At 65.2% G+C, this 18,335-nt stretch carries 18 protein-coding genes and 1 pseudogene; 11 read left to right on the top strand and 8 right to left on the bottom strand.

Annotated features, from left to right (window positions below; translation table 11 throughout):
• Positions 1-197 precede the first annotated feature (197 nt).
• Complete coding sequence (istA, locus tag DBZ45_RS18640) at positions 198-1,724, top strand: IS21 family transposase (RefSeq protein WP_190243005.1); 1,527 nt, start codon at positions 198-200, stop codon at positions 1,722-1,724.
• On the top strand, positions 1,721-2,509 hold the full coding sequence (gene istB / locus DBZ45_RS18645) for an IS21-like element helper ATPase IstB (protein WP_111902704.1): 789 nt from the start codon (positions 1,721-1,723) through the stop codon (positions 2,507-2,509). Before istA ends, istB begins: the two co-directional genes overlap by 4 nt.
• 396 nt (positions 2,510-2,905) lie before the next feature.
• Here the strand turns inward: istB and DBZ45_RS18650 are convergent, their stop codons facing one another.
• Positions 2,906-4,162 carry a mechanosensitive ion channel family protein gene (locus tag DBZ45_RS18650; RefSeq protein WP_111905337.1) on the bottom strand — a complete coding sequence of 419 codons (1,257 nt, stop codon included), beginning with the start codon at positions 4,160-4,162 and terminating at the stop codon, positions 2,906-2,908.
• Positions 4,163-4,408: 246 nt separating this feature from the next.
• Positions 4,409-4,984, bottom strand: a complete 576-nt coding sequence (locus tag DBZ45_RS23025) for a MarR family winged helix-turn-helix transcriptional regulator (protein WP_190243191.1) — start codon at positions 4,982-4,984, stop codon at positions 4,409-4,411.
• Positions 4,985-5,366: 382 nt separating this feature from the next.
• On the opposite strand from DBZ45_RS23025, the gene DBZ45_RS18660 reads away from it, so the two are divergent.
• Together DBZ45_RS18660 and DBZ45_RS18665 are read left to right on the top strand one after the other, a co-directional pair.
• Positions 5,367-6,164 carry an FUSC family protein gene (locus DBZ45_RS18660; protein WP_190243192.1) on the top strand — a complete coding sequence of 266 codons (798 nt, stop codon included), beginning with the start codon at positions 5,367-5,369 and terminating at the stop codon, positions 6,162-6,164.
• A gap of 357 nt (positions 6,165-6,521) precedes the next feature.
• Positions 6,522-7,568: an MsnO8 family LLM class oxidoreductase gene (locus DBZ45_RS18665; protein ID WP_111905339.1), complete on the top strand. Its 1,047-nt coding sequence runs from the start codon at positions 6,522-6,524 to the stop codon at positions 7,566-7,568.
• Between the two features lie 91 nt (positions 7,569-7,659).
• Here the strand turns inward: DBZ45_RS18665 and DBZ45_RS18670 are convergent, their stop codons facing one another.
• Entirely contained in the window at positions 7,660-7,953 is a 294-nt protein-coding gene (locus DBZ45_RS18670) for a hypothetical protein (protein WP_111905340.1), read from the bottom strand.
• 252 nt (positions 7,954-8,205) lie between these two features.
• Between DBZ45_RS18670 and DBZ45_RS18675 the strand changes: the two genes are divergently transcribed.
• On the top strand, positions 8,206-8,790 hold the full coding sequence (locus tag DBZ45_RS18675; RefSeq protein WP_111905341.1) for a hypothetical protein: 585 nt from the start codon (positions 8,206-8,208) through the stop codon (positions 8,788-8,790).
• Between the two features lie 406 nt (positions 8,791-9,196).
• Here the strand turns inward: DBZ45_RS18675 and DBZ45_RS23030 are convergent, their stop codons facing one another.
• On the bottom strand, positions 9,197-9,355 hold the full coding sequence (locus DBZ45_RS23030) for a hypothetical protein (protein WP_190243193.1): 159 nt from the start codon (positions 9,353-9,355) through the stop codon (positions 9,197-9,199).
• Positions 9,356-9,572: 217 nt separating this feature from the next.
• On the opposite strand from DBZ45_RS23030, the gene DBZ45_RS23330 reads away from it, so the two are divergent.
• The 5 genes from DBZ45_RS23330 (at position 9,573) to DBZ45_RS18705 (ending at position 13,856) form a co-directional block, all read left to right on the top strand.
• Positions 9,573-10,586 carry an SDR family oxidoreductase gene (locus DBZ45_RS23330; protein ID WP_223257170.1) on the top strand — a complete coding sequence of 338 codons (1,014 nt, stop codon included), beginning with the start codon at positions 9,573-9,575 and terminating at the stop codon, positions 10,584-10,586.
• On the top strand, positions 10,525-11,169 hold the full coding sequence (locus DBZ45_RS18690) for an SDR family NAD(P)-dependent oxidoreductase (protein ID WP_223257158.1): 645 nt from the start codon (positions 10,525-10,527) through the stop codon (positions 11,167-11,169). The genes DBZ45_RS23330 and DBZ45_RS18690 overlap by 62 nt, the downstream gene beginning before the upstream one ends.
• Positions 11,170-11,425: 256 nt before the next feature.
• Entirely contained in the window at positions 11,426-12,085 is a 660-nt protein-coding gene (locus tag DBZ45_RS18695) for an SDR family oxidoreductase (RefSeq protein WP_111905344.1), read from the top strand.
• Between the two features lie 514 nt (positions 12,086-12,599).
• On the top strand, positions 12,600-13,433 hold the full coding sequence (locus DBZ45_RS18700; protein WP_111905345.1) for an aldo/keto reductase: 834 nt from the start codon (positions 12,600-12,602) through the stop codon (positions 13,431-13,433).
• A gap of 69 nt (positions 13,434-13,502) precedes the next feature.
• On the top strand, positions 13,503-13,856 hold the full coding sequence (locus tag DBZ45_RS18705; protein WP_111905346.1) for a DUF1931 family protein: 354 nt from the start codon (positions 13,503-13,505) through the stop codon (positions 13,854-13,856).
• Between the two features lie 411 nt (positions 13,857-14,267).
• On the opposite strand, the gene DBZ45_RS18715 is transcribed toward DBZ45_RS18705, so the two are convergent.
• Both DBZ45_RS18715 and DBZ45_RS18720 read right to left on the bottom strand, forming a co-directional pair.
• The gene (locus tag DBZ45_RS18715) at positions 14,268-14,897 is read right to left on the bottom strand and encodes an RBBP9/YdeN family alpha/beta hydrolase (protein WP_111905348.1); all 630 of its coding nucleotides are present in this window, start codon (positions 14,895-14,897) and stop codon (positions 14,268-14,270) included.
• 85 nt (positions 14,898-14,982) lie between these two features.
• Entirely contained in the window at positions 14,983-15,480 is a 498-nt protein-coding gene (locus DBZ45_RS18720) for an HAD domain-containing protein (protein ID WP_111905349.1), read from the bottom strand.
• A gap of 404 nt (positions 15,481-15,884) precedes the next feature.
• Between DBZ45_RS18720 and DBZ45_RS18725 the strand changes: the two genes are divergently transcribed.
• The gene (locus tag DBZ45_RS18725) at positions 15,885-16,157 is read left to right on the top strand and encodes a hypothetical protein (RefSeq protein WP_111905350.1); all 273 of its coding nucleotides are present in this window, start codon (positions 15,885-15,887) and stop codon (positions 16,155-16,157) included.
• Between the two features lie 211 nt (positions 16,158-16,368).
• On the opposite strand, the pseudogene DBZ45_RS18730 reads toward DBZ45_RS18725, so the two are convergent.
• Together DBZ45_RS18730 and DBZ45_RS18735 are read right to left on the bottom strand one after the other, a co-directional pair.
• Positions 16,369-17,148 (bottom strand): annotated as a pseudogene (locus DBZ45_RS18730) (SDR family NAD(P)-dependent oxidoreductase).
• A gap of 4 nt (positions 17,149-17,152) precedes the next feature.
• Positions 17,153-17,632: a hypothetical protein gene (locus DBZ45_RS18735; protein ID WP_111905351.1), complete on the bottom strand. Its 480-nt coding sequence runs from the start codon at positions 17,630-17,632 to the stop codon at positions 17,153-17,155.
• Positions 17,633-18,335: the final 703 nt, after the last annotated feature.

Consider the following 18,335-nt stretch of genomic DNA (forward strand, 5'->3'; position numbering starts at 1 on the left):
TGTTAGCGGCCATGAAAAACTGCCCGTAGGCGGCCACGGAAATGCCCACTGACGGCCAGTAGAACTGCCCGTTGGTGGCCATGAGATCTGCCCACTTCCTTACTGAACCTGCCGCGTCTTAAGCGGTGGGGGCCTCTCCCCGGGATTTGATGACGGTGTCTAGTCGCACCAAATGTCGTCCCAGGAAGAGGCCCTGTATGAAGCATGACGGAGAAATCATGGAAATTCTTGCTGCCTACGATCTGACCGGATCGTTGCGCGCCACGGCCGAGCTCACGGGCTGTTCGCACCACACTGTAGCCAGGCATGTAGCGGCACGGGACGCCGGCCGGCCGATCGCCGAACCCGCGCCCAGGCCCCGGGTCACGGACACTTACCTGCCCAAGATCGAGGAATGGGTCGAGGCGTCCAAAGGACGGATCCGTGCCGATAAAGCCCACGCGAAGCTCCTCGCCATGGGTTACGCGGGGTCCGAGCGATCCACCCGCCGGGCGATCGCGCAGGTCAAGGCCGCGTGGCGGCTGGGACACACCCGCGTTCACCGACCGTGGATCACCGAGCCCGGGATGTGGCTGCAGTACGACTTCGGCGACGGACCACGGATCGGCGGGGTGAAGACCATCCTGTTCGTGGCCTGGCTGGCGTTCTCGAGGTTCAGGATCGTGATCCCGTTGCGGGACCGGACCGCGCCGAGCGTGTTCGCCGCTCTGGACCGCTGCTTCCGGATCCTGGGCGGGGCACCGACCTATGTCCTCACGGACAACGAGAAAACTGTGACCACGGCCCACGTGGCCGGGGTGCCGGTGCGGAACCAGCAAACCCTGGACTTCGCCCGCCACTACGGGGTCACAGTGCTGACCTGCCAGCCGGCGGACCCCGCCACCAAGGGCGGGGTCGAAGCGTCCGTGAAGCTAGCCAAGGCCGATATCGTCCCAAAAGAGACCAACCTGCGGGCGGACTACGGTTCCTTCACCGCTCTCGAGGCGGCCTGCGAGGCATTCATGGACGAGGTGAACAACCGGGAGCACCGCACCATCCGGCGCAAACCGGCAGCGGTGCTGGCAGAGGAACAGCTCCGGCTGCACCGGATCCCGGAGACCGCGCACACGGTCGCGTTCGGAGTGGCCCGCACCGTCCCGGAGAACACCCCGATGGTCACCTTCGAGAACGCCCAGTACTCCGTGCCCGCGCATCTGCTCGGCGCGAGGGTGTTCGTCCGCTCCCACGGCACCGGGCCCGATGAACAGGTCATCATCGTCCACCACGGCTCCGCCGGTCCGGTCGAGGTCGCCCGTCATCACCGGGCCAGGCCCGGCAGCCCCGCGATCATCGAAGAGCACTTTCCCGGAACCAGGACCAGGATCCCGGGCGACTACGCAGTGAAGGCCCGCAACGCCGGTGAGGCCGAGTTCCTTGCCATCGGCGAGGGCGCGAGGACCTGGCTCGTGGAAGCCGCCGGGACCGGGACGGCCCGGATGAACGTGAAAATGGCTGAGGCCGTGACGCTGGCCAAAATCGCCGGCGCCGAGGCGGTGGACCGGGCCCTGGGTGACGCCGCGCTTCATGGCCGCTTCGCTCACGGCGATCTGGCCTCGATCCTGAACGCCAACATCCGACGCACCACTACCCACGCCGCGGACGAGACCCGGTCCCTGACCCAGGGCACCAGTGCATGGGCCGGCCTGGGCACTGAACCCGCCCCTGTGAAGGAGCAGAACCGATGAGCCCTGTCAGCACCACGAACACGACCGCCCCGCCCCTGCCGGCCGAACTCGAAGCACTGATGCGGCAGCTCAAAATGCCCCACGCCCGGGCTTTGGCCCCGGAGCTGATTGCGACCGCACGCGCCCAGCGCTGGGAACCGGCAGAGATCATCAAGGCACTGTTCACCGAGGAAACAGCCGGCCGGGCCCGGTCCATGCTCGCCACCCGGCGCAAGGCAGCAGGCTTCCCCACGGGGAAAACCTTCGACGCCTGGGACCCCGCCGTCTCCTCGATCCCCGCGCCGACCCAGCAGGCCCTGCGCACCCTGGAATGGATCGGCCGGCGGGAGAACCTGGTCGTCTGCGGACCGTCCGGCACGGGGAAAACATTCTTCCTCGAAGCCCTCGGCCAGCAAGCCGTCGAAGCCGGCATGCGCGTGGCCTGGTTCAGGCTCGAGGACCTCGGCGCCCTGATCCGGGCCCACCGCACCGACGACAGCGTCACCCGGGCCGTCGCCAGAATCCTACGCGCCGAACTCGTCGTGATCGATGACATCGGGCTCCTGCCGGTGGCCACCGACGCCGCCGAAGGCCTCTACCGGGTCGTGGACGCAGCCTACGAAAAGCGCTCCGTCGCGATCTCATCGAACCTTCACCCGGCAGGCTTTGACGAGCTCATGCCCAAAACCCTGGCCACCGCCACCGTGGACCGGCTGCTGCACCACGCCCATGTCTGCCAGACCAGCGGCGATTCCATCCGCCTCACCCAGGCCCTCGCGGGAAAAGGAGTCACCCAACTGAACTGACACGACCCCACGATGGCCAACCCCGCCGAAACCTTCAGTGGGCAGATCTGTTGGCCATCACCGGGCAGTTTTACTGGCCACCAGCGGGCACATTAACTGGCCGCCCGTGGGCACAAACTACTGGCCATTGACAGTGGGCAGCCCGGTCGATGGCAAGCGAATTCGGTGAAGTGTTGACAGGATGCGCACAGCGCCGGTCTCGGACGGTGCCTCTGGGCCGGCATCTGCATGAGCGACGGCAGCCGCCACGGACTGTTCTATGCTCATGCGGGACTCCTCATCAGGTCCATCAGGGACGAAGGGGGCAGTCGGCCGGCTGCCCACCACGTCTCACCAACGTCTGATTATTAACCACTTCCTGCAGGCAGGGAAGACCTGCCAGACGTGCTCCCGTCCTCAGCCTTCATCTGCCTCCGGCTTGTCCTGCGCCGTGATCGCCTTCTCCCGGTCCTCGAACACCTCCTCGCCCGGGCCGGAGAAGGCGCGGGAGCGCGCGACGGCCTCGATGGAACCCGCGAACATCTGGGAATCGTGCGGGTCCGCGGGGTGCCGGGGGCGGTCGTCGGCGGCGGATACCAGCGGCGCCCGCTTGGCTTCGGGGCGAGTCTTGGCCGCGGCCGGGGCCGTGGTTTCGATGCGCACGTGCGGGAGCGCCGTCGGGTGGTTCTGCTGCAGGAAGATCACGAGTTCTTCGCGGATGAGGCAGCGCAGGTCGAACAGCGAGGCGCTGTCCGAGGAGCTCACCAGGATGCGGACCCGGACGTAGCCGCTCACCGCGTCCGTGACCTGCAGGATGCCCACGCGCTCATCCCACAATGCGGTTTCGGCCAGGATCCTCTTGAGTTCCCCGCGCATCGCCTCGAAGGGGGAGCGCCAGTCGAGATCGAATTCCACGGTGCCCATGACCTCGGACCGGCGCCGGGTCCAATTTTCGAACGGAGTGGTGGTGAAGTAGACGGAGGGAAGAATCAGCCGGCGGTCGTCCCAGACGTGGACCACCACGTAGGTCAGGGTGATCTCCTCGATCCGGCCCCATTCCTTTTCGACCACCACGACATCGTCCACGCGGATCGCGTCCGTGAACGCGAGCTGGAGGCCGGCGAAGACATTGGTCAGGGAGGTCTGAGCGGCGAGACCGGCGACGATCGAGAACAGGCCCGCAGAGGCCAGCAGTCCGGCGCCGAGGGCCTGGCCCGCCGGGAAGGTCAACATGACGCTGCCCACGGCAACCACCACGATCAGGGCGACGCCGATCCTGCGGGCCAGAATCACCTGGGTGCGGAGCCGCCGTGCCCGCCGGTTGTCCGCCATATCCACCCGGTAGCGCGAGAGCACCAGGGCTTCGATGATGTGGAGCACGGCGATCCCCAGCCACGCAAGGCAGCCGATCAGGGCGACCAGCAGGGCGTGGTCAACAATCTGCCACCATTCCTCGTCCGCGCTCGTCAGCGCCAAGCCGATCCGGACGCCAATCAGGCACATCGCGAAGCGCAGCGGAAGCCGGGCCTTCCGGGACGTCTCCCGCAGGGCCGTGTTCTTGCGGTTGAGCTTGAGCACCAGCCGGCGCACCAGCCAGGACAAGGTGAGTCCCGCCGCTATGGCGAGGATGACGGCGAGGTAGGGTGCTGCGGGGGCGGTGAGGAGGTCTTGCATCACTTAAGTCTCCCCGCAAAACGGCTTGCAATCCGGTCATTCGCCCTCTCGGATGTAGGTGACGCCAAAGGCGGCGACCAGACCGGTGCAGCGGCCGCGGACTAGACATGGGTGGACTCAGGCGACAGGACACATCGCGCGGTAGTTCTTCGTCCTCAGGTTGAAGCAGAGCGCCGTTGGTGGTCTACCACGCGGAACCCGGTAGCGCGTCGGCTGATGCTCACCCGAAGCGCGCGCTGCTGCGGCTCATCCGGAGGGCTCGAGCGCGCCGTTCCGCCGGTCCTTGCTGGACCCGGCTTGGTGGCCGCGTCCTTGCTCCCACGCGGAGGTTAGTTCCCGCAGGGGATCGACCAAGCCCTCGATGGCCCAGGCCGGGGCTTCGGCGAGTAGGGCATCTTCGAGGGCGAGCTGGGCGGGAATCACCTCGTCCACGAGCGCGGCGCCAGTGTCCGTGAGGACGAGCAGGGACGAGCGGCCGTCGGCCGGGTTGGCTTGCCGGCTCAGCAGTCCCCGAGCCTGGAGGGCGTTCAGCCGCATGGTGATCGCGGAACGCGGGGCAAGCAGCGTCTGGGCCAGCGTCGTTGGGCTCGGAGGTTCGCCCGTACGGCGCAGCTCGGAAAGCACGTCCAGCTCGCCGCGGGTGAGCCCGTAGTCGGCGAGGAAGGCGTCGCTGGCTTCGAGGATGAGGCGGGAAGCGCGCAGCACGCGGTGGATCACCCCGAGGCTGGCGAAGCTCAGATCCGGGCGCAGCCGGGCCCACTCACGCTGCATCCGGTCCACGACGTCGCCATGAGCGGGCAGGCCGTCTGCGTCCTGATCCATCCGGCTCCTCCGCGTCCCCGTGGCCGTCGCCTCGGTCAACCACAATAGTAGTTCATAGGTGTAGTAACATTGATGTACTTCATTCCTGTACCACTTCGGAAGGTTTTTAATGACGCAGGCCACCCCCACGCGGTCCTGGTGGGCGGCAGTCTTCGACCTGGGCCCGCATGCCGGCGCCCATTGGACCGCCCTGCGCGCAAGCCTGGCGATCTTCGTGCCGCTGGTGGCTTGTTTGGCGTCCGGTCGCGGCGACCTGCTGCTGTATGCGGCGATCGGTGCCTTCACCGCCCTGTACGGACGACACGAGCCAGCTCGGGTACGCCTAGCCATGCAGGCGCAGGCGGGCGTGGTGCTGGTGGTCGGCGTCGTCGTCGGCGCCCTAGTGGCGACTGTCCCGTTCCGGCTCTGGCTGCTCGTCCCGGTCGCGGCCGCCTGGGCCGGCGTCGCGGTAGTGCTAGCCGAGCTGGGCCGATGGCATCCGGCCGGAGCTCTCAACCCGGTCTTCGCCCTCACAGCCTCGGCCACGGTCCCGATCGCGCTGAGCACGGTGCCCGCAGCCGTCCTCGCCGCGGCTGGCGCGGCCGTCTTCGCGCTGCTGCTCGCCCTCCCGGGTCGCACCGCCCGCGACGGCGGCGACCCGGTGCGGTACTGGCTGTCGTGGCGCGGCCTACGCCCGTCCATCCCGGTGGGCCGCCACGCCGCCCGCTATCTGCTCGGTATCGCCGCCGCCGGCCTCGCCGTCGCGACCAGCGGCATCGGCCACCCCTATTGGACCTTCGTCACGGCATCCGTCCCCATGTCGGCACCCGACCTGCCCGCCCGCCTCACGCGCGCTGCCCAGCGGGTGATCGGCACCGCCGCCGGCCTCGGCGTCGCAGCCCTCGTCCTGGCCGCCCACCCCAGCAGCTATGCCGCGATCATGGTGATCGCCGCGCTCCAGGCGTGCACCGAGCTGACGACCGGGCGCAACTACAGCCTCGGCCTGGTCTTCTTCACCCCGATGGCCCTTCTGCTCGGCGATCTCATGCTGCCAGCCCCGATCGGCACCCTCCTGACTGAGCGCGCCCTCGAGACCGTCATTGGCCTGACCATCGCCCTGGCCGCCACTGTCATCACCCACGAAAGGCGCACTCCTACGAGCCGGACCCCACCGCGCGATCATCTGCTCGACCACGTGTAAAGGCGGCCACGTGGAGGCGAACCTGCCCTCAGCCGCGGGGCTCCTTGTCGCGTGGCGAGTTCAGTAGAGGCTCGATCATCGGCAGATGAGTGCACTCCCAACCCGAATAGGGACACACCCAGTTACTATCGCGCAGCATTGACGTGGGGCTTTCGTCGAGTTTCGGATGTCGAACGTACCCTTATGAGCAGGCTGCCGATGAGCTGAATGTCTCGGTGGTCCAGGACCCCGGGAAGCGGCCCTCGGCCGTCCGCACACATCGCCGCCCGCACACATTAGGTTGGACAGTGGCGGCCCCGGACTCCGTACCCGCGTTCCGGAGCGGAATTCTTCCTCGCCCGGAGTAGTTCCAGCAGTATGGCCCTTCCTCCTCCCCGGATTTCCATTCTCGACCGTGCCAACGCCCGGGACGGGTTTCCTGCTGCGGACGCCCTGAACCGGGTGCTGGAACGGGCCCAGCGGGCCGAGGAATGGGGTTACCACCGCTTCTGGGTCGCAGAGCACCACGCGGTGCCAGGCATTGCCAGTTCCGTTCCGGCCGTGCTGATGGCTGCCGTTGCTGCCCGGACGCACTCCATCCGGGTCGGTTCAGGAGGCATCATGCTTCCCAACCATCAACCACTCGTGGTGGCCGAACAGGCGGCCACGCTGGAGGCTTTGCATCCCGGGCGGATCGACTTGGGCGTTGGCCGGTCTGTCGGTTTCACCCCGGCAGTGCGGAATGCGCTGCGCGCCGGGAAACAGGACGCGGAGCGGTTTGAAGACCAGCTCGCCGAGCTGCTTGCTTACCTGTCCGGAGCCGCTTCCATCACTGCCCGGCCGCGGAACGATTCGGCCACACCGGTATTCGTGCTGGCCACCGGTTCGGGAATCGATATTGCAGCCCGTGCCGGCCTGGCGGTGGTGCTGGGCGGGCCAGCCGTGTTCCGGAGGGATCAGAACGGCACCCTCCCGGCGCTGGCAAGGTACCGCTCACAGTTCCGTCCATCACGCTGGTTCGAGCGGCCCTTCATCCTGGTTTCCGCCAACGTAGCAGTGGCCGCCACCCGCCAGGCGGCGAGGGAACTGCTTCTGCCCGAAGCGGTGGCGCTGGCCCGCTCCAGGACCACAGGCGAATTCGCTGCCTTGGCGCCCGTGGGACCGGCAGAGTGGGCGGGACTGACTCTCCGGGAAAAGCAAGCGGTCGAAAGGAGCCTGTCCACATCGCTCTACGGCACAGCCCCCGAGGTGCGGACTCAAGTCCAGCACCTGCTCGCGACGTCCCGAGCTGACGAGTTGCTGATCACAGGCGGAGCCTTCGACGTCGTGGCACAGGCGGAATCCGATCGGCTCCTGGCCGGGCTCTTCGTCCAAGACGAGCGCCGCAGCATGGACGACCGCCGTGGAGCCGCGGCATCCCATTGACGCCCACCTGACTTGACGCATCTGGCGCCCTCCCAGCGCGCGCAGCCATTCCGGCGGGGCCCGGTCCTATATATGGGCTGCGGTGGAGGAGCTACTGCTCGGCGCCGCCGTGCAGGGGGTCGTCGCTGGCGTCGCTGTCTGGTGTTGCGCCGAGGTCCTCCGGGGGCAGGTCGATGTTCCCGATCGCCTCGGACATATTGGGCATTCCGGGGACGCTGTAAGTATCCGGGAAGATGCCGTGGGCTTGTTCCTCGATCAGGGCTTCCTCTTCGCTGAAGCGGATCTCGTTCGCTTCGTCGCCGATGTCGCCCGGGATGTCCTCGCTGAACTTTGACGGGTTAGGAACTATAAAGCCGTTGAAGCTGTCTTCGCTGCTGCCGGTCATTTGGTTCATCCTTTCGTAAACCCCCAATTACCTCAGCCTATGCCCGGCAGCTCAGGTATGACCCGGACGCAACCGGGGGACTTTCAGGACGGTACCAGACCGGCAGGGAAACCGTCCGGCGGGCATTGTCGGATCCTCTCCCGCCAGCGTGGAAGACTGCCGTGACTAAAGTCCAGTCGGGTAGGACGTTTTTAGTATTGACTACGACGGCGCGCCGGCGGATCGTAACCTACTGGCGGAAGGAATCCTACAGTGAGCAACTACATTGTGCGTGCCCTGAAATTCACCTGCGTCGCCGACACCGGGCCCGACTGGGGCGGGACCGACGACCCGTACTGGATTTTCACGGCTCTCGATCCCGGCGCGCAACAGACCAAGACTATGCGGTCAAGAGTCTTCGCCGAAGTGCCCCCTGGTGGAACCCGGCTGTTTCCGCCAGACAGTGTCGTTTGGCCGAAACAAGGGGACATCGACGGCGCCCCGGGTCCTATTGCCCTCAGCGTCCAACTCTGGGAGGAGGACCAAGGCAATGCAGAGGCTACCCGGAAAACGACCGAACATGCGCTGTCCGCTGTCGGATACCTGCCCCAGATAACGGACTGGGCCGCCCAGGTCGCGAGCGTCGTGGGATTAGCTGTTGTCGGCGCCGTCGAGGACGAGGTCATGGGAGCCAGAACATTCCTTTTCGAGCGGTTCAGGCTCGGAAAGCTGCTCAAAAATCCGGGGGATTCCTACGTTGAACGGTTCCTGTTCGGCGGGAACACGGGCGACCTTCTGTTCGAAGTGGCGGGGGTGCCGGACTATGAACTCTTTCTGCAGGTCGAGAGGGTGACCTGAGAGCCGACGGTAGCCGGCACTGCAAGCGCTGCGAGATCCATGCCGTTGGGAAAAGCTATCCGGTCGAGCGGGCCACCTGAAGATCCGAGGAATATCGGCGCTTTTGTTAGTGGGGCGCCTCCGGGAAACCCAGGCAATCGCGCGCTGCACCGACTTGCCGGTACCCAGTGAGCAGATTGTGGGTGCTGCTCCGCCAGCTTGTCGATTCGGCGTTCAAGGGCCAAAGAGAGATACCGCTACGTTTCTGATTAATTGGACCGACCTTCGAGTCATTCCTGCGGGTGTAGAAAAGGACCATCTTGCCTGTCCAGGGGGAAGCGGAACCAGGCTTGGGCCACCGTGAAATCACTGGACAGAGGAACGGTCCTTCGGACCAAGTAGCCTGCCCTTATACATCCCCCATGGTTTACTCCGCCTCCGGGACGATGCCCGGAGACAGCGGGTAGCGCAGCAACGCCCCGATGCGTTCATCTCCTGGCATCGACTCCTTCGGCAGGAACCAGACGTCGGCGTCGGTCATAGCGGCCGCCCGCAGCAGGACGGCCTCGGCCGGTGCCTTTCCCAAGACTGCGGCTCCCGTGGCCTGGTCCTTTACGCGCCGACACGTACGTAGCGGTAACACCCAGCCCTTTACCCGCTACCTCGCGGGCGCGACACTGGCTCGATGAAGAACCATGAGTGGTGGCTCCTGATCGGTCGCACCGGGCGTCCCGAAGATGTGGCCTCAACGGTCGTTCATCTGATCGATAACGGGTACACCACCGGAACCGTCCATCATGTCGATGGTGGTGCTCGCCTTGTCTGATCGGACGCGTGGGAGTGTCCTGGTTACTGGGGTCGGCGGAGTAATCGGCCGACATGTGGCCCAGGAGTACGCTCGTGCGGGTTGGAAGGTTCGGGGGGTTAGCCGCCGTCACGGGGAGGGGGCTGGATGGGAGCATCTTCCGGTGGATCTGCTGGATGCGGAGGCCACCCAGTCCGCGTTCAGGGCAGCGGCCGAAACAACGCATCTGGCGTTCGGGGCCTACATCGAGAAGCCGACCACGCAAGAGCTCTCCGACGTGAATGTCGCACTGCTCAGGCATACCTTGAACGGCCTGCACGTGGTCGGGGCCCCGCTGCGCCACGTGACCCTGTACCAGGGCGGCAAGGCTTACGGCGCACACCTCGGGTATTTCAACACACCGGCCAAGGAGAGCGATCCGCGGCTCATTCAGCCTAACTTCTACTACGACCAGGAAGACCTCCTGCGGCAGGTTGCACAGGAACGCGGCTTCGAGCTCACGGTTCTGCGTCCCGAGGGCGTCGTCGGCTACGCGGTCGGAAACCCGATGAACCTGCTCATGGTCATCGCCGTCTACGCGGCGATCAGCCGCGCCCTGGGTCAGCCCTTGCGCTTTCCGGGCACGGTCGCGGCCTACGATGCGCTGTATCAGGTGACTGATGCCGACCTACTGGCCCGGGCGACCATGTGGGCCGGATCTGAGCCGGCTGCCGCGGGCGAGATCTTCAATGTCACCAATGGCGACCAGTTCCGGTGGCGGCAACTCTGGCCAGCCTTGGCCAGGCACTTCGGCATGGACTACGCCGAGCCCCAGCAAGTGCTCTTGGCCGAAGCGATGCCGCTGCACCGGGGCGTTTGGGAGAAGCTCGTCGAACAGTACGGCCTCGTCCGCACACCTTTCGAGGACATTGCTGGCTGGGACTTCGGGGATTTCCTGTTCCGGTCGGAGTTTGACCGAGTCGACCCTGCAGGAAGTAGCCCGGGACATCGGGAAGGCGGGAGGCAGGGCTGAGACCGCCGTGGTCGACGCCCTCAATGAAGAGCAGGTGGATGCCTTTGTGGACGGGGTGGCGAGGAAAAGCGAGTCGATCGATGTCTCCTTCAACGTGATCTCCTACGGCGACATCCAGCAGCCGCTGATGGAGATTGATGTTGATGACTTCACCTTTCCGATCACCGTGGCCACGCGCACCCACTTCCTCACCACCCGCGCGGCGGCCACCCACATGATCAAGCAAGGCTCCGGCGTCGTACTGATGTTCGGCGGTTCCGGACCGCAGACGCTCCCCGGGCTGGGCGGGTTCAAGGTTGCCCTGGATGCGATGGAGGGACTGCGCCGGCAGTGGGCGATTGAATTGGGCCCGCACGGCGTGCGTGTGGTCACCATGGTGACCAGCGGAATCATCGAGACCATCCCCCGGCAGGCCGAAGGCCGCGCGGAGATCGAGGAGGGAATCAAGAAGGCCTCGCTCCTGAACCGCACCACCACACTGGAGGATGTCGGGAGCACGGCATGGTTCATAGCCTCGGACAAGGCGGCGGCCATCACAAACGCCACGGTCAACATCTCCAGCGGGGCGATCCCGGACTACTAGGACTACCTGTAGTTCCGCCTACTCCACGGCCGCCTTCACCCGCGTCGGCCACCCAGGGTGGCCGGATCCGCTGGCACCCCGGCAACGTCGAGCACGCCCCACCCCGATGAAACATCGCCATTCTAGGACGCGGATGGGGCCCGACGAGCGGACTGGGACCGCCGGCCGGGATCTGCCAGCGGTGCGGTGGGAGCCACACCCGAATCTGATAGCACAGGGGGTGTCGGGATCCCGGGGCGGGGGACAGAATGGGCCTATGACGCGAATCGCAATCATCGGCGGCCACGGCAAAGTGGCCAGGGAACTCTCCAAGGTCCTGGCTGCGGACGGGCAGGAGGTCACTGCCATCTTCCGGAACCCCGCACACGCGTACGACGTCGAGGCAACCGGCGCCACCCCTGTCGTCCTGGACGTGGAGAACGCGACGACGGCGGAAATTGCCGAGGCGCTCCTGGGTCACGACGCCGTCGTATGGTCGGCCGGTGCCGGCGGCGGAAACCCTGCGAGGACCTACGCTGTGGACCGTGACGCCGCGATCCGCTCGATGGACGCTGCGGCGCAGTCCGGGGTCAGCCGCTACGTTATGGTGTCCTATCTTGGAGCCGGACCGGATCACGGAGTGCCCGTGGACGACCCCTTCTTCCACTACGCGGAGGCCAAGGCAGCCGCTGACTCCTACCTGCGCGGCACCAGCCTGGACTGGACCATCCTGGGCCCCGGCGCGCTCACGGACAAGCCGGGCAGCGGCCTGATAGACGTCCACGTCAACGGGCCGTGGCAGGCTGCCGAGACCGCCCGCGCCAACGTCGCCCTCGTCGCTGCCGCCGTGTTGGAGCTGCCCGCCGCGATCCGCCGGACCATCGGGTTTCGGGACGGAAGCGAGCCCATCGCCGCAGCCCTGGCAGCGGTGGCGTAGCCCCAAGCCGGGGAAATTGGGCACATGGAGCAGTTGGCACTCATGATCGAGGTCCTGCTCGCGACGGCGTCGCTGGAACCGCCACCACAACCCCATGGAGTCCGGGGAGAACGGCCGCGGTCGCCTCGATCCGCGTCCGCTCGGTATCGTCCGAGCCCACGGTAGCCTCGCGGCCGGCCCGGTCCAAGACTTTCACCGTGACCTCAGGAGCCGCGCGGCGTCGATCCCGGACGTCGGCCACTATCGTGTCCTGCTCCGGCGGAGTAGATTGAAGGAACACCCCGCTGCCGGACCGGGTCACAGTCCTTGAAGTCACTGGCACGGCCTGACCATCCGGCAGGTCAACCGGTGGGCCACTTGGGCCTCTGGCGGAAGCGTGCCATGGCCGGGCGGTCGGCTGATTCGTCTGTTCGGGAAGCAACGGGGGCGGGGCCGGTCCGCTGTGCCTGTTCCGTGAAACACGGGACGCAGTGCACCCCACTACGGGAACGGGCATCTTCTGACGGGAGTCACGATGCGCGAAATACTTCTTCCGTCCGGTGAAGCTGTCCCGGTGCTCGGGATCGGAACGTGGGGGATGGGGGAGTACCCCGGCAACGCCGCGCGCGAGACGGCGGCGATCCAGATGGCCCTGGACCTGGGGATGTCCGTGGTTGATACCGCCGAAATGTATGGCAACGGCGCCGCCGAGGAACTCGTCGGCAGGGCGCTGTCAGCTCGCCGCGACGAAGCGTTCCTGGTCACCAAGGTCCTGCCGCATCACGCCACTCTGCGCGGAACCATCGCCGCTTGCGACGGCAGCCTGCGTCGCCTTGGAACGGACAGCATCGACCTGTATCTGTTGCATTGGCGGGGCCCTGTTCCGTTAGCGGAAACGCTCGAAGCCTTCGAATACCTGCAGCGCGCCGGAAAGATCCGGCACTGGGGCGTTAGCAACCTGGACCTGGCGGACTTGGAAGACCTAATGCGTCTGCCCGGCGGACAGAAGGTCGAGACCGACCAGGTGCTGTACAACCTGACCCGCCGGGGCGTCGAGTTCGATCTGCTGCCACGGTGCCTCGCGAGGGGCATCCCTGTGATGGCGTACTCGCCTCTGGAGCAGGGCCGACTGCTGGACGATCCCGTGCTGGTCCGCATCGCAACCGAACACGGTGCCAGCCCCGCGCAGATCGCCCTCGCTTGGGTGCTCAGGCAACCGCCCGTCCTGGCGATTCCGAAAACCTCAAGCCCACACCATGTCCAGGAATGCCACCGCGCCCTCGACGTTCGGCTTACGCCCCGCGACCTGGCCGACCTGGATCGTGCCCATCCCCCGCCCACCCACAAACGCGTGCTCGAGGTGATCTAGGCGACCTTCTCGGAACTGCATTCCAGGACCACATGCCCATTTATCCACACCACGTCAAGAGAACAAGCCATGGACCTCGTGTGCTTACCTCAGTTCAAACAATTCTTCCGTCAAGCGGCCAGCCTGGATATCGACAAGGAAGACCTCCGGCGCTTTTACGACTTCGTCGGCGACAGAACATACAAACTGCTTGTGCCGGCGGAAGCCACGGCCAAGGCAAACGGCCGCGACCTTATCGAGCCGCACGACCTGCCCATCACCAAGGGCCTGCAGGAGTGCGAGGAGACAAAAGAGCGGCTCCCGCAGGTCTCCGGCGGCCTCGTGTCGCCTTGGCGCGCTGCTTCCGCCTCCTCGACGACAAGGTTAAAACCCCAAACGACCCACTGGGATAAGGCCGAACAGGTATCTGGGCTCCTGCTGTAAAGGGGCCGCTTCCTGGCATCCTGAGCGACGAAGACAGTGACCGGGACTCGGTTCGCGCTGCCCAAACGGACCTGGACGCTGCCGACACAGTTCCGCTCGCGATCGCTGTCGCGCTGGTTGTTGCGACGATGGCGACCGCCAAAAAATGACCCTAGGCGCCCAGACCAGGGCCTGCTCACGTCCGTAGGCCTATGCGTTGGCAGGCTCGGGGCCTTCGTGGCCGTCGCTGCGCTCTCGGGCACCGCTGGAAGGGCAGACGTCGATCAACGACGTGCTCGGCGAGGGGTCGGCGCCGGTACCATTCGGCTGGTTCTGCCGATCCACGTCCAGCTTCTGGCTGGCCAGATCCGCCGCCTTATCGTCCCCTAAGAGCACCGCCTGGAATAGGCCGGGGACTACTTCAAGGGTGCCCTACGTGTACCGGATCGCGCCAAGCAGTGCCGGCAGCCTTGTGACGCCGTCGTCCTCCGTGAAGTGTCCTGCATGCGGGTGGACCTGCAGCCGTGCGTCCAGGCGCCTGGCGAGGTCATCGGATGCTTCCGGCGGCACGAAAGGATCCGTCTCGGAGCGGAGTACTGTTCGTTCCCTAATGCTTGTTGCTACCCGTTCAACGTCAACGTCAGTTGCGAGGAAGCCATCGAGTTCCGGCAGTGCTTCCAGTGGTTCGGTGAAGCCTGCCACCAATACAAGACCGCCCAGTTCCCATGGCTCCGGCAGCGTCGCGAGTACGCGTAGGACCGTGACGACACCGAGGGAATGTGCCACAACTACCGTTGTCGCATCGGGCACTCCCAGTGCCGCGCTGACAGCGCTCTGCCATGCTGCCTTGGCAGGAGCGTCCGGGTCGGGGAGAGGCACGACTGTGACTGCTATGCCTTGAGCCTCGAGGACGCTTTGAAGCCATGGGAACCAGTTTGCATCCGGCGAAGACTCGTACCCGTGCACGATGACGACGCGCTTGACAGATCGAACTGGTATCTTGCTGGCTGTTTCGGTCACAGGCACAGACTGTATCGGGGTCAGAGGTGCCTCGCCGGTCATGCGTGGGCGGCTAAACTCGACGTACGACTGCCCCCCGGCCACGGCGGGCCGATTTCGGTCGGGCTTGGCGGCATCAGGTCTGCCATCAGGAGGCGGGGTCCCGGTTCTCGCTGTTGATGAAAACCTGCACCGCCACGACGTGGGCTTCTGTCAGGCCCTCCTCGGGGTCCGGCTTCTCCAGCAGGACGGGTTGGTGGTACTGGTGCGCCCAGTCGTGCACGTCCGTCCCTAGTGCGTCGTCGACCCACACAACGGCGTCCCAATCCGCGGCGCTTTCGGCCTCCATTTTGTTCAACCACCTGGCTACCGACCCCAGCTTTGGCGTCTGTTGGCCCTCATCGTCCGGCACTGGTGCGATCGCCACCCGCAGCGGGCTCACCTCAAGCATCAGCTGCGCTTCGAGACCGTCCAGAACATCTTCAGGTGATGTCGAGACCCAAGCGATCCTCCCTTTGGTGGCGAGCCGCCGCACCAGGGCAACCTTCAAATCCGAGAGATGGGCATTCGCACCATGAGAATTGTCATCCGGCTGAAGCTTTGGGTTGAGCACACCGTTGACGTCCAGGAGGATGATTGGCTTCATGACCGAGACGATAGTCCGTCTCCAAGCCGGACGGTAGCCGGCGCCCCTTTTCCCCGGGTCATCTCAGCAGGCACGGGCCCTGCCTTTTGATGCAAGAGCGACAAGTAACAGCGGCCGCCGGTGAAACCCTGGAGCAAGGGCTGTTAGCGGTCTTATGCAGCGTCCCCTTGTCCTCCATGGAACGTTGTACGGCCATTTGTGAGTCCTCGAGCACCTACGCCCCTAATACCCGTGTATGCCTTCCAGGTGACATCAGATGACTCTTGTCGGCCTGGCTCTGGCGGCTTTTCTCGCTGCCTATCGAAGATAAGGCGGCCGTGGTAACTTCTGCTTGGATTAGGAGTTCCTCATGCGATTGCCTTCCAATCCAGCTCCTGATCCTGCTTTCGAAAGCAGAGGCAACGATGGCAACTCTATTGATCTTCCATGAGGTCGACGATGTTGACCACTGGCTCAGCTCGCCGCGACGCCAGGAACTCTTCGGACCATTGGGAATGACAGTTCGAACCTTTGTGGACCCGGGCAAAACCAACCGCGTCGGGCTGATCGTCGAAGTCCCGGACTTGGACACGTTCCAGCGAATGATGGAGTCCGAGGCAGCGGCCGACGCCATGAAATTCGACGGCGTTCGCCCCGACACGATCCTGATGCTGGTCGAACCCGAGCCCAGCACCTGACCCGGGGGCCTAGTGCCGGCGTGAACTCTGCGGCTCCGGCCGGGACGCCGAGGCAGAGTTGCGAAATACAGCACGAGTGCACGGGGGATCATTTGGAGTGCCGGGCCGGACCGGTGCCCATCTGGCTGGGCAAAACGAGAAGTGCCAGTTTCTCTCCTTCGCCGTTGATCCGTCGGTGCCGGGGCGTGCGGAGGGCACTGACGGTAGGTCTTCACAGGGTGGTGATCAGCCCGCCGTCGATGGTGAAGTTTGACCCTGTGGCATTGGCCACCTTGTCGCTGGCAAGGAACAGCACGACGTCGGCGATTTCGGATGGGCGGCTGAATCGTCCCGTCGCCGCGCCAGAAGTGGCTGCGGAGGCAACATCCGCGGGGGTGCGGCCGGTCGCCCGGGACACGGTGTCGGCCACACCGCCGCTGCCGAGCCACAAGTCTGTCTCGACGGGCCCCGGGCTGACGCAATTTACCCGAATGCCTTGGCGACCGTATTCCTTCGAGAGTGATTTGGCGAAGTTCCACAGGGCCGCTTTCGCTGCGCTGTAGTCGATGACGGCAGGATCCGGCAGGAATGCATTAACCGAAGTCACATTAACAATCGTGCCCCCGCCCGCCTGCAGCATTTTCGGAAGGGCAGCCCTGGTGACGCGCATGGCGGCCAGGAAGTTCAGGTTCAAGGAAGCGGCTCAGTCATCATCGGAGATCTCCAGGAAGCCACTAATTCGGGTTTTGGCGGCGCCGACATTGTTCACCAGTATGTCGACCTTTGTCCCGGCCGCATCGACGAGTGCTTGGCCGGCGTCCGGCGCCGATAAGTCAACTGGGATGAACTTGAGCTGTCCGTTCCCCGAAAGTTCCCCCAACTCCGGGGAGGTGGATCTTGCACCGGCAATGACGGTGGCGCCTTCGGACAGGAGGGCCCGAACAATGGCCAGGCCGATTCCTTTACTGGCGCCTGTAACGACGGCTACTTTGCCGTGAAGTCCGAGTTCCATGGCGCTAGCATCCCTTGCTGCTCAGCCACCGCAAGGTGACGTCGGCGACGTCGTCCCAACCCTTGTCAATGGTCAGGGAGTGTTCCCGACCCTCTAACTCGTGGTAGTCGGCGACGGATTTGGGATTGTCTGCATAGAGCTTGAATGTTTGCTCGACGACAATCCTCGGCGCGGTGTTGTCTTCGGTTCCGGAAGTCAGGACTAGCGGACCCCTCTCAGCTTTGTGGGTGTCGACGGCGGCTGGTGAATTCTGGAACAAGTCGGCGGCCGCGTCCTCAAGGAGCGGGCGCCCGGAACCGGGAATGGACCACCTCTTGAAGAGTTCGTTGCCCGCGGTTGCGCCATCGCCGGGCCAAGCTGGAGCGATTGCCGTACAGCCGTGAGAACGAAACTTCTCCAGCCAGGGATCGCAGGAGCTGCAATGGAGCCACAGGCTGTGGATGAACACGACTGGGTGGTTGTGGTTTGCAGGGGAGTCGGACACTGCGATAACCCCTTTCTGGACTAGAAACCGACTTCGTACATAGGGCGAGACCAAGAACGTTTAGGCACAGTTTGCGCCGATGTTTCGGCCATGGCCAGAGTCGGGTAGTCCTTGCTTTCTTCGCCGCCTGGGCGAAGCCGATGGCAGCAGCCACAGCGCTCGTACGCTGCAGGGAAACGGCTCGCCGCCAGCACCCGATCACTGCCGGCATGGGCCCTCGACAGAAACGCAGCCGAGGTTCATTTGTCCCTACGGGGATCCGGCGACGCTGACAGAGGTGCGTGAAATGGGACCTTAGAATTGCTGCCTTGACCGAACAGGCCACAGCTCACTGCCCGCGTGGAAGCAGCACGATCGGGCACAACGCGGGGGTCGCTCGCTACCACTGGTACCCCATTGCCAAGCGTGTTCGTGATATGGGTGAGCTGTTCACAAGGGCTCCCGCCGTCGAGCCCTTGGGCGTGCTCGCGCACACCCCCCCTATGTGGGCGATCCCTTGAGCGCCCAGGTAGTCGGAGCGGCGTCACGATATCGGACGCGGGCCCAATCTTTGTCTGCCGCAATCGGCCGTACTCTCGGGTTCCGCGACGGCAGCCAGCCCATAGCTGCAGCCCCGGAGGCGTTCTTAGCCCTTTCGAGGAGAGTGCGGATCCTGGCCAGCGGCGGGAGTACGAAGAGAACCTTAAGGTCCGGCCCCGGTCCA

This window comes from Arthrobacter globiformis (assembly GCF_003261175.1).
Lineage (GTDB): Bacteria > Actinomycetota > Actinomycetes > Actinomycetales > Micrococcaceae > Arthrobacter > Arthrobacter globiformis_A.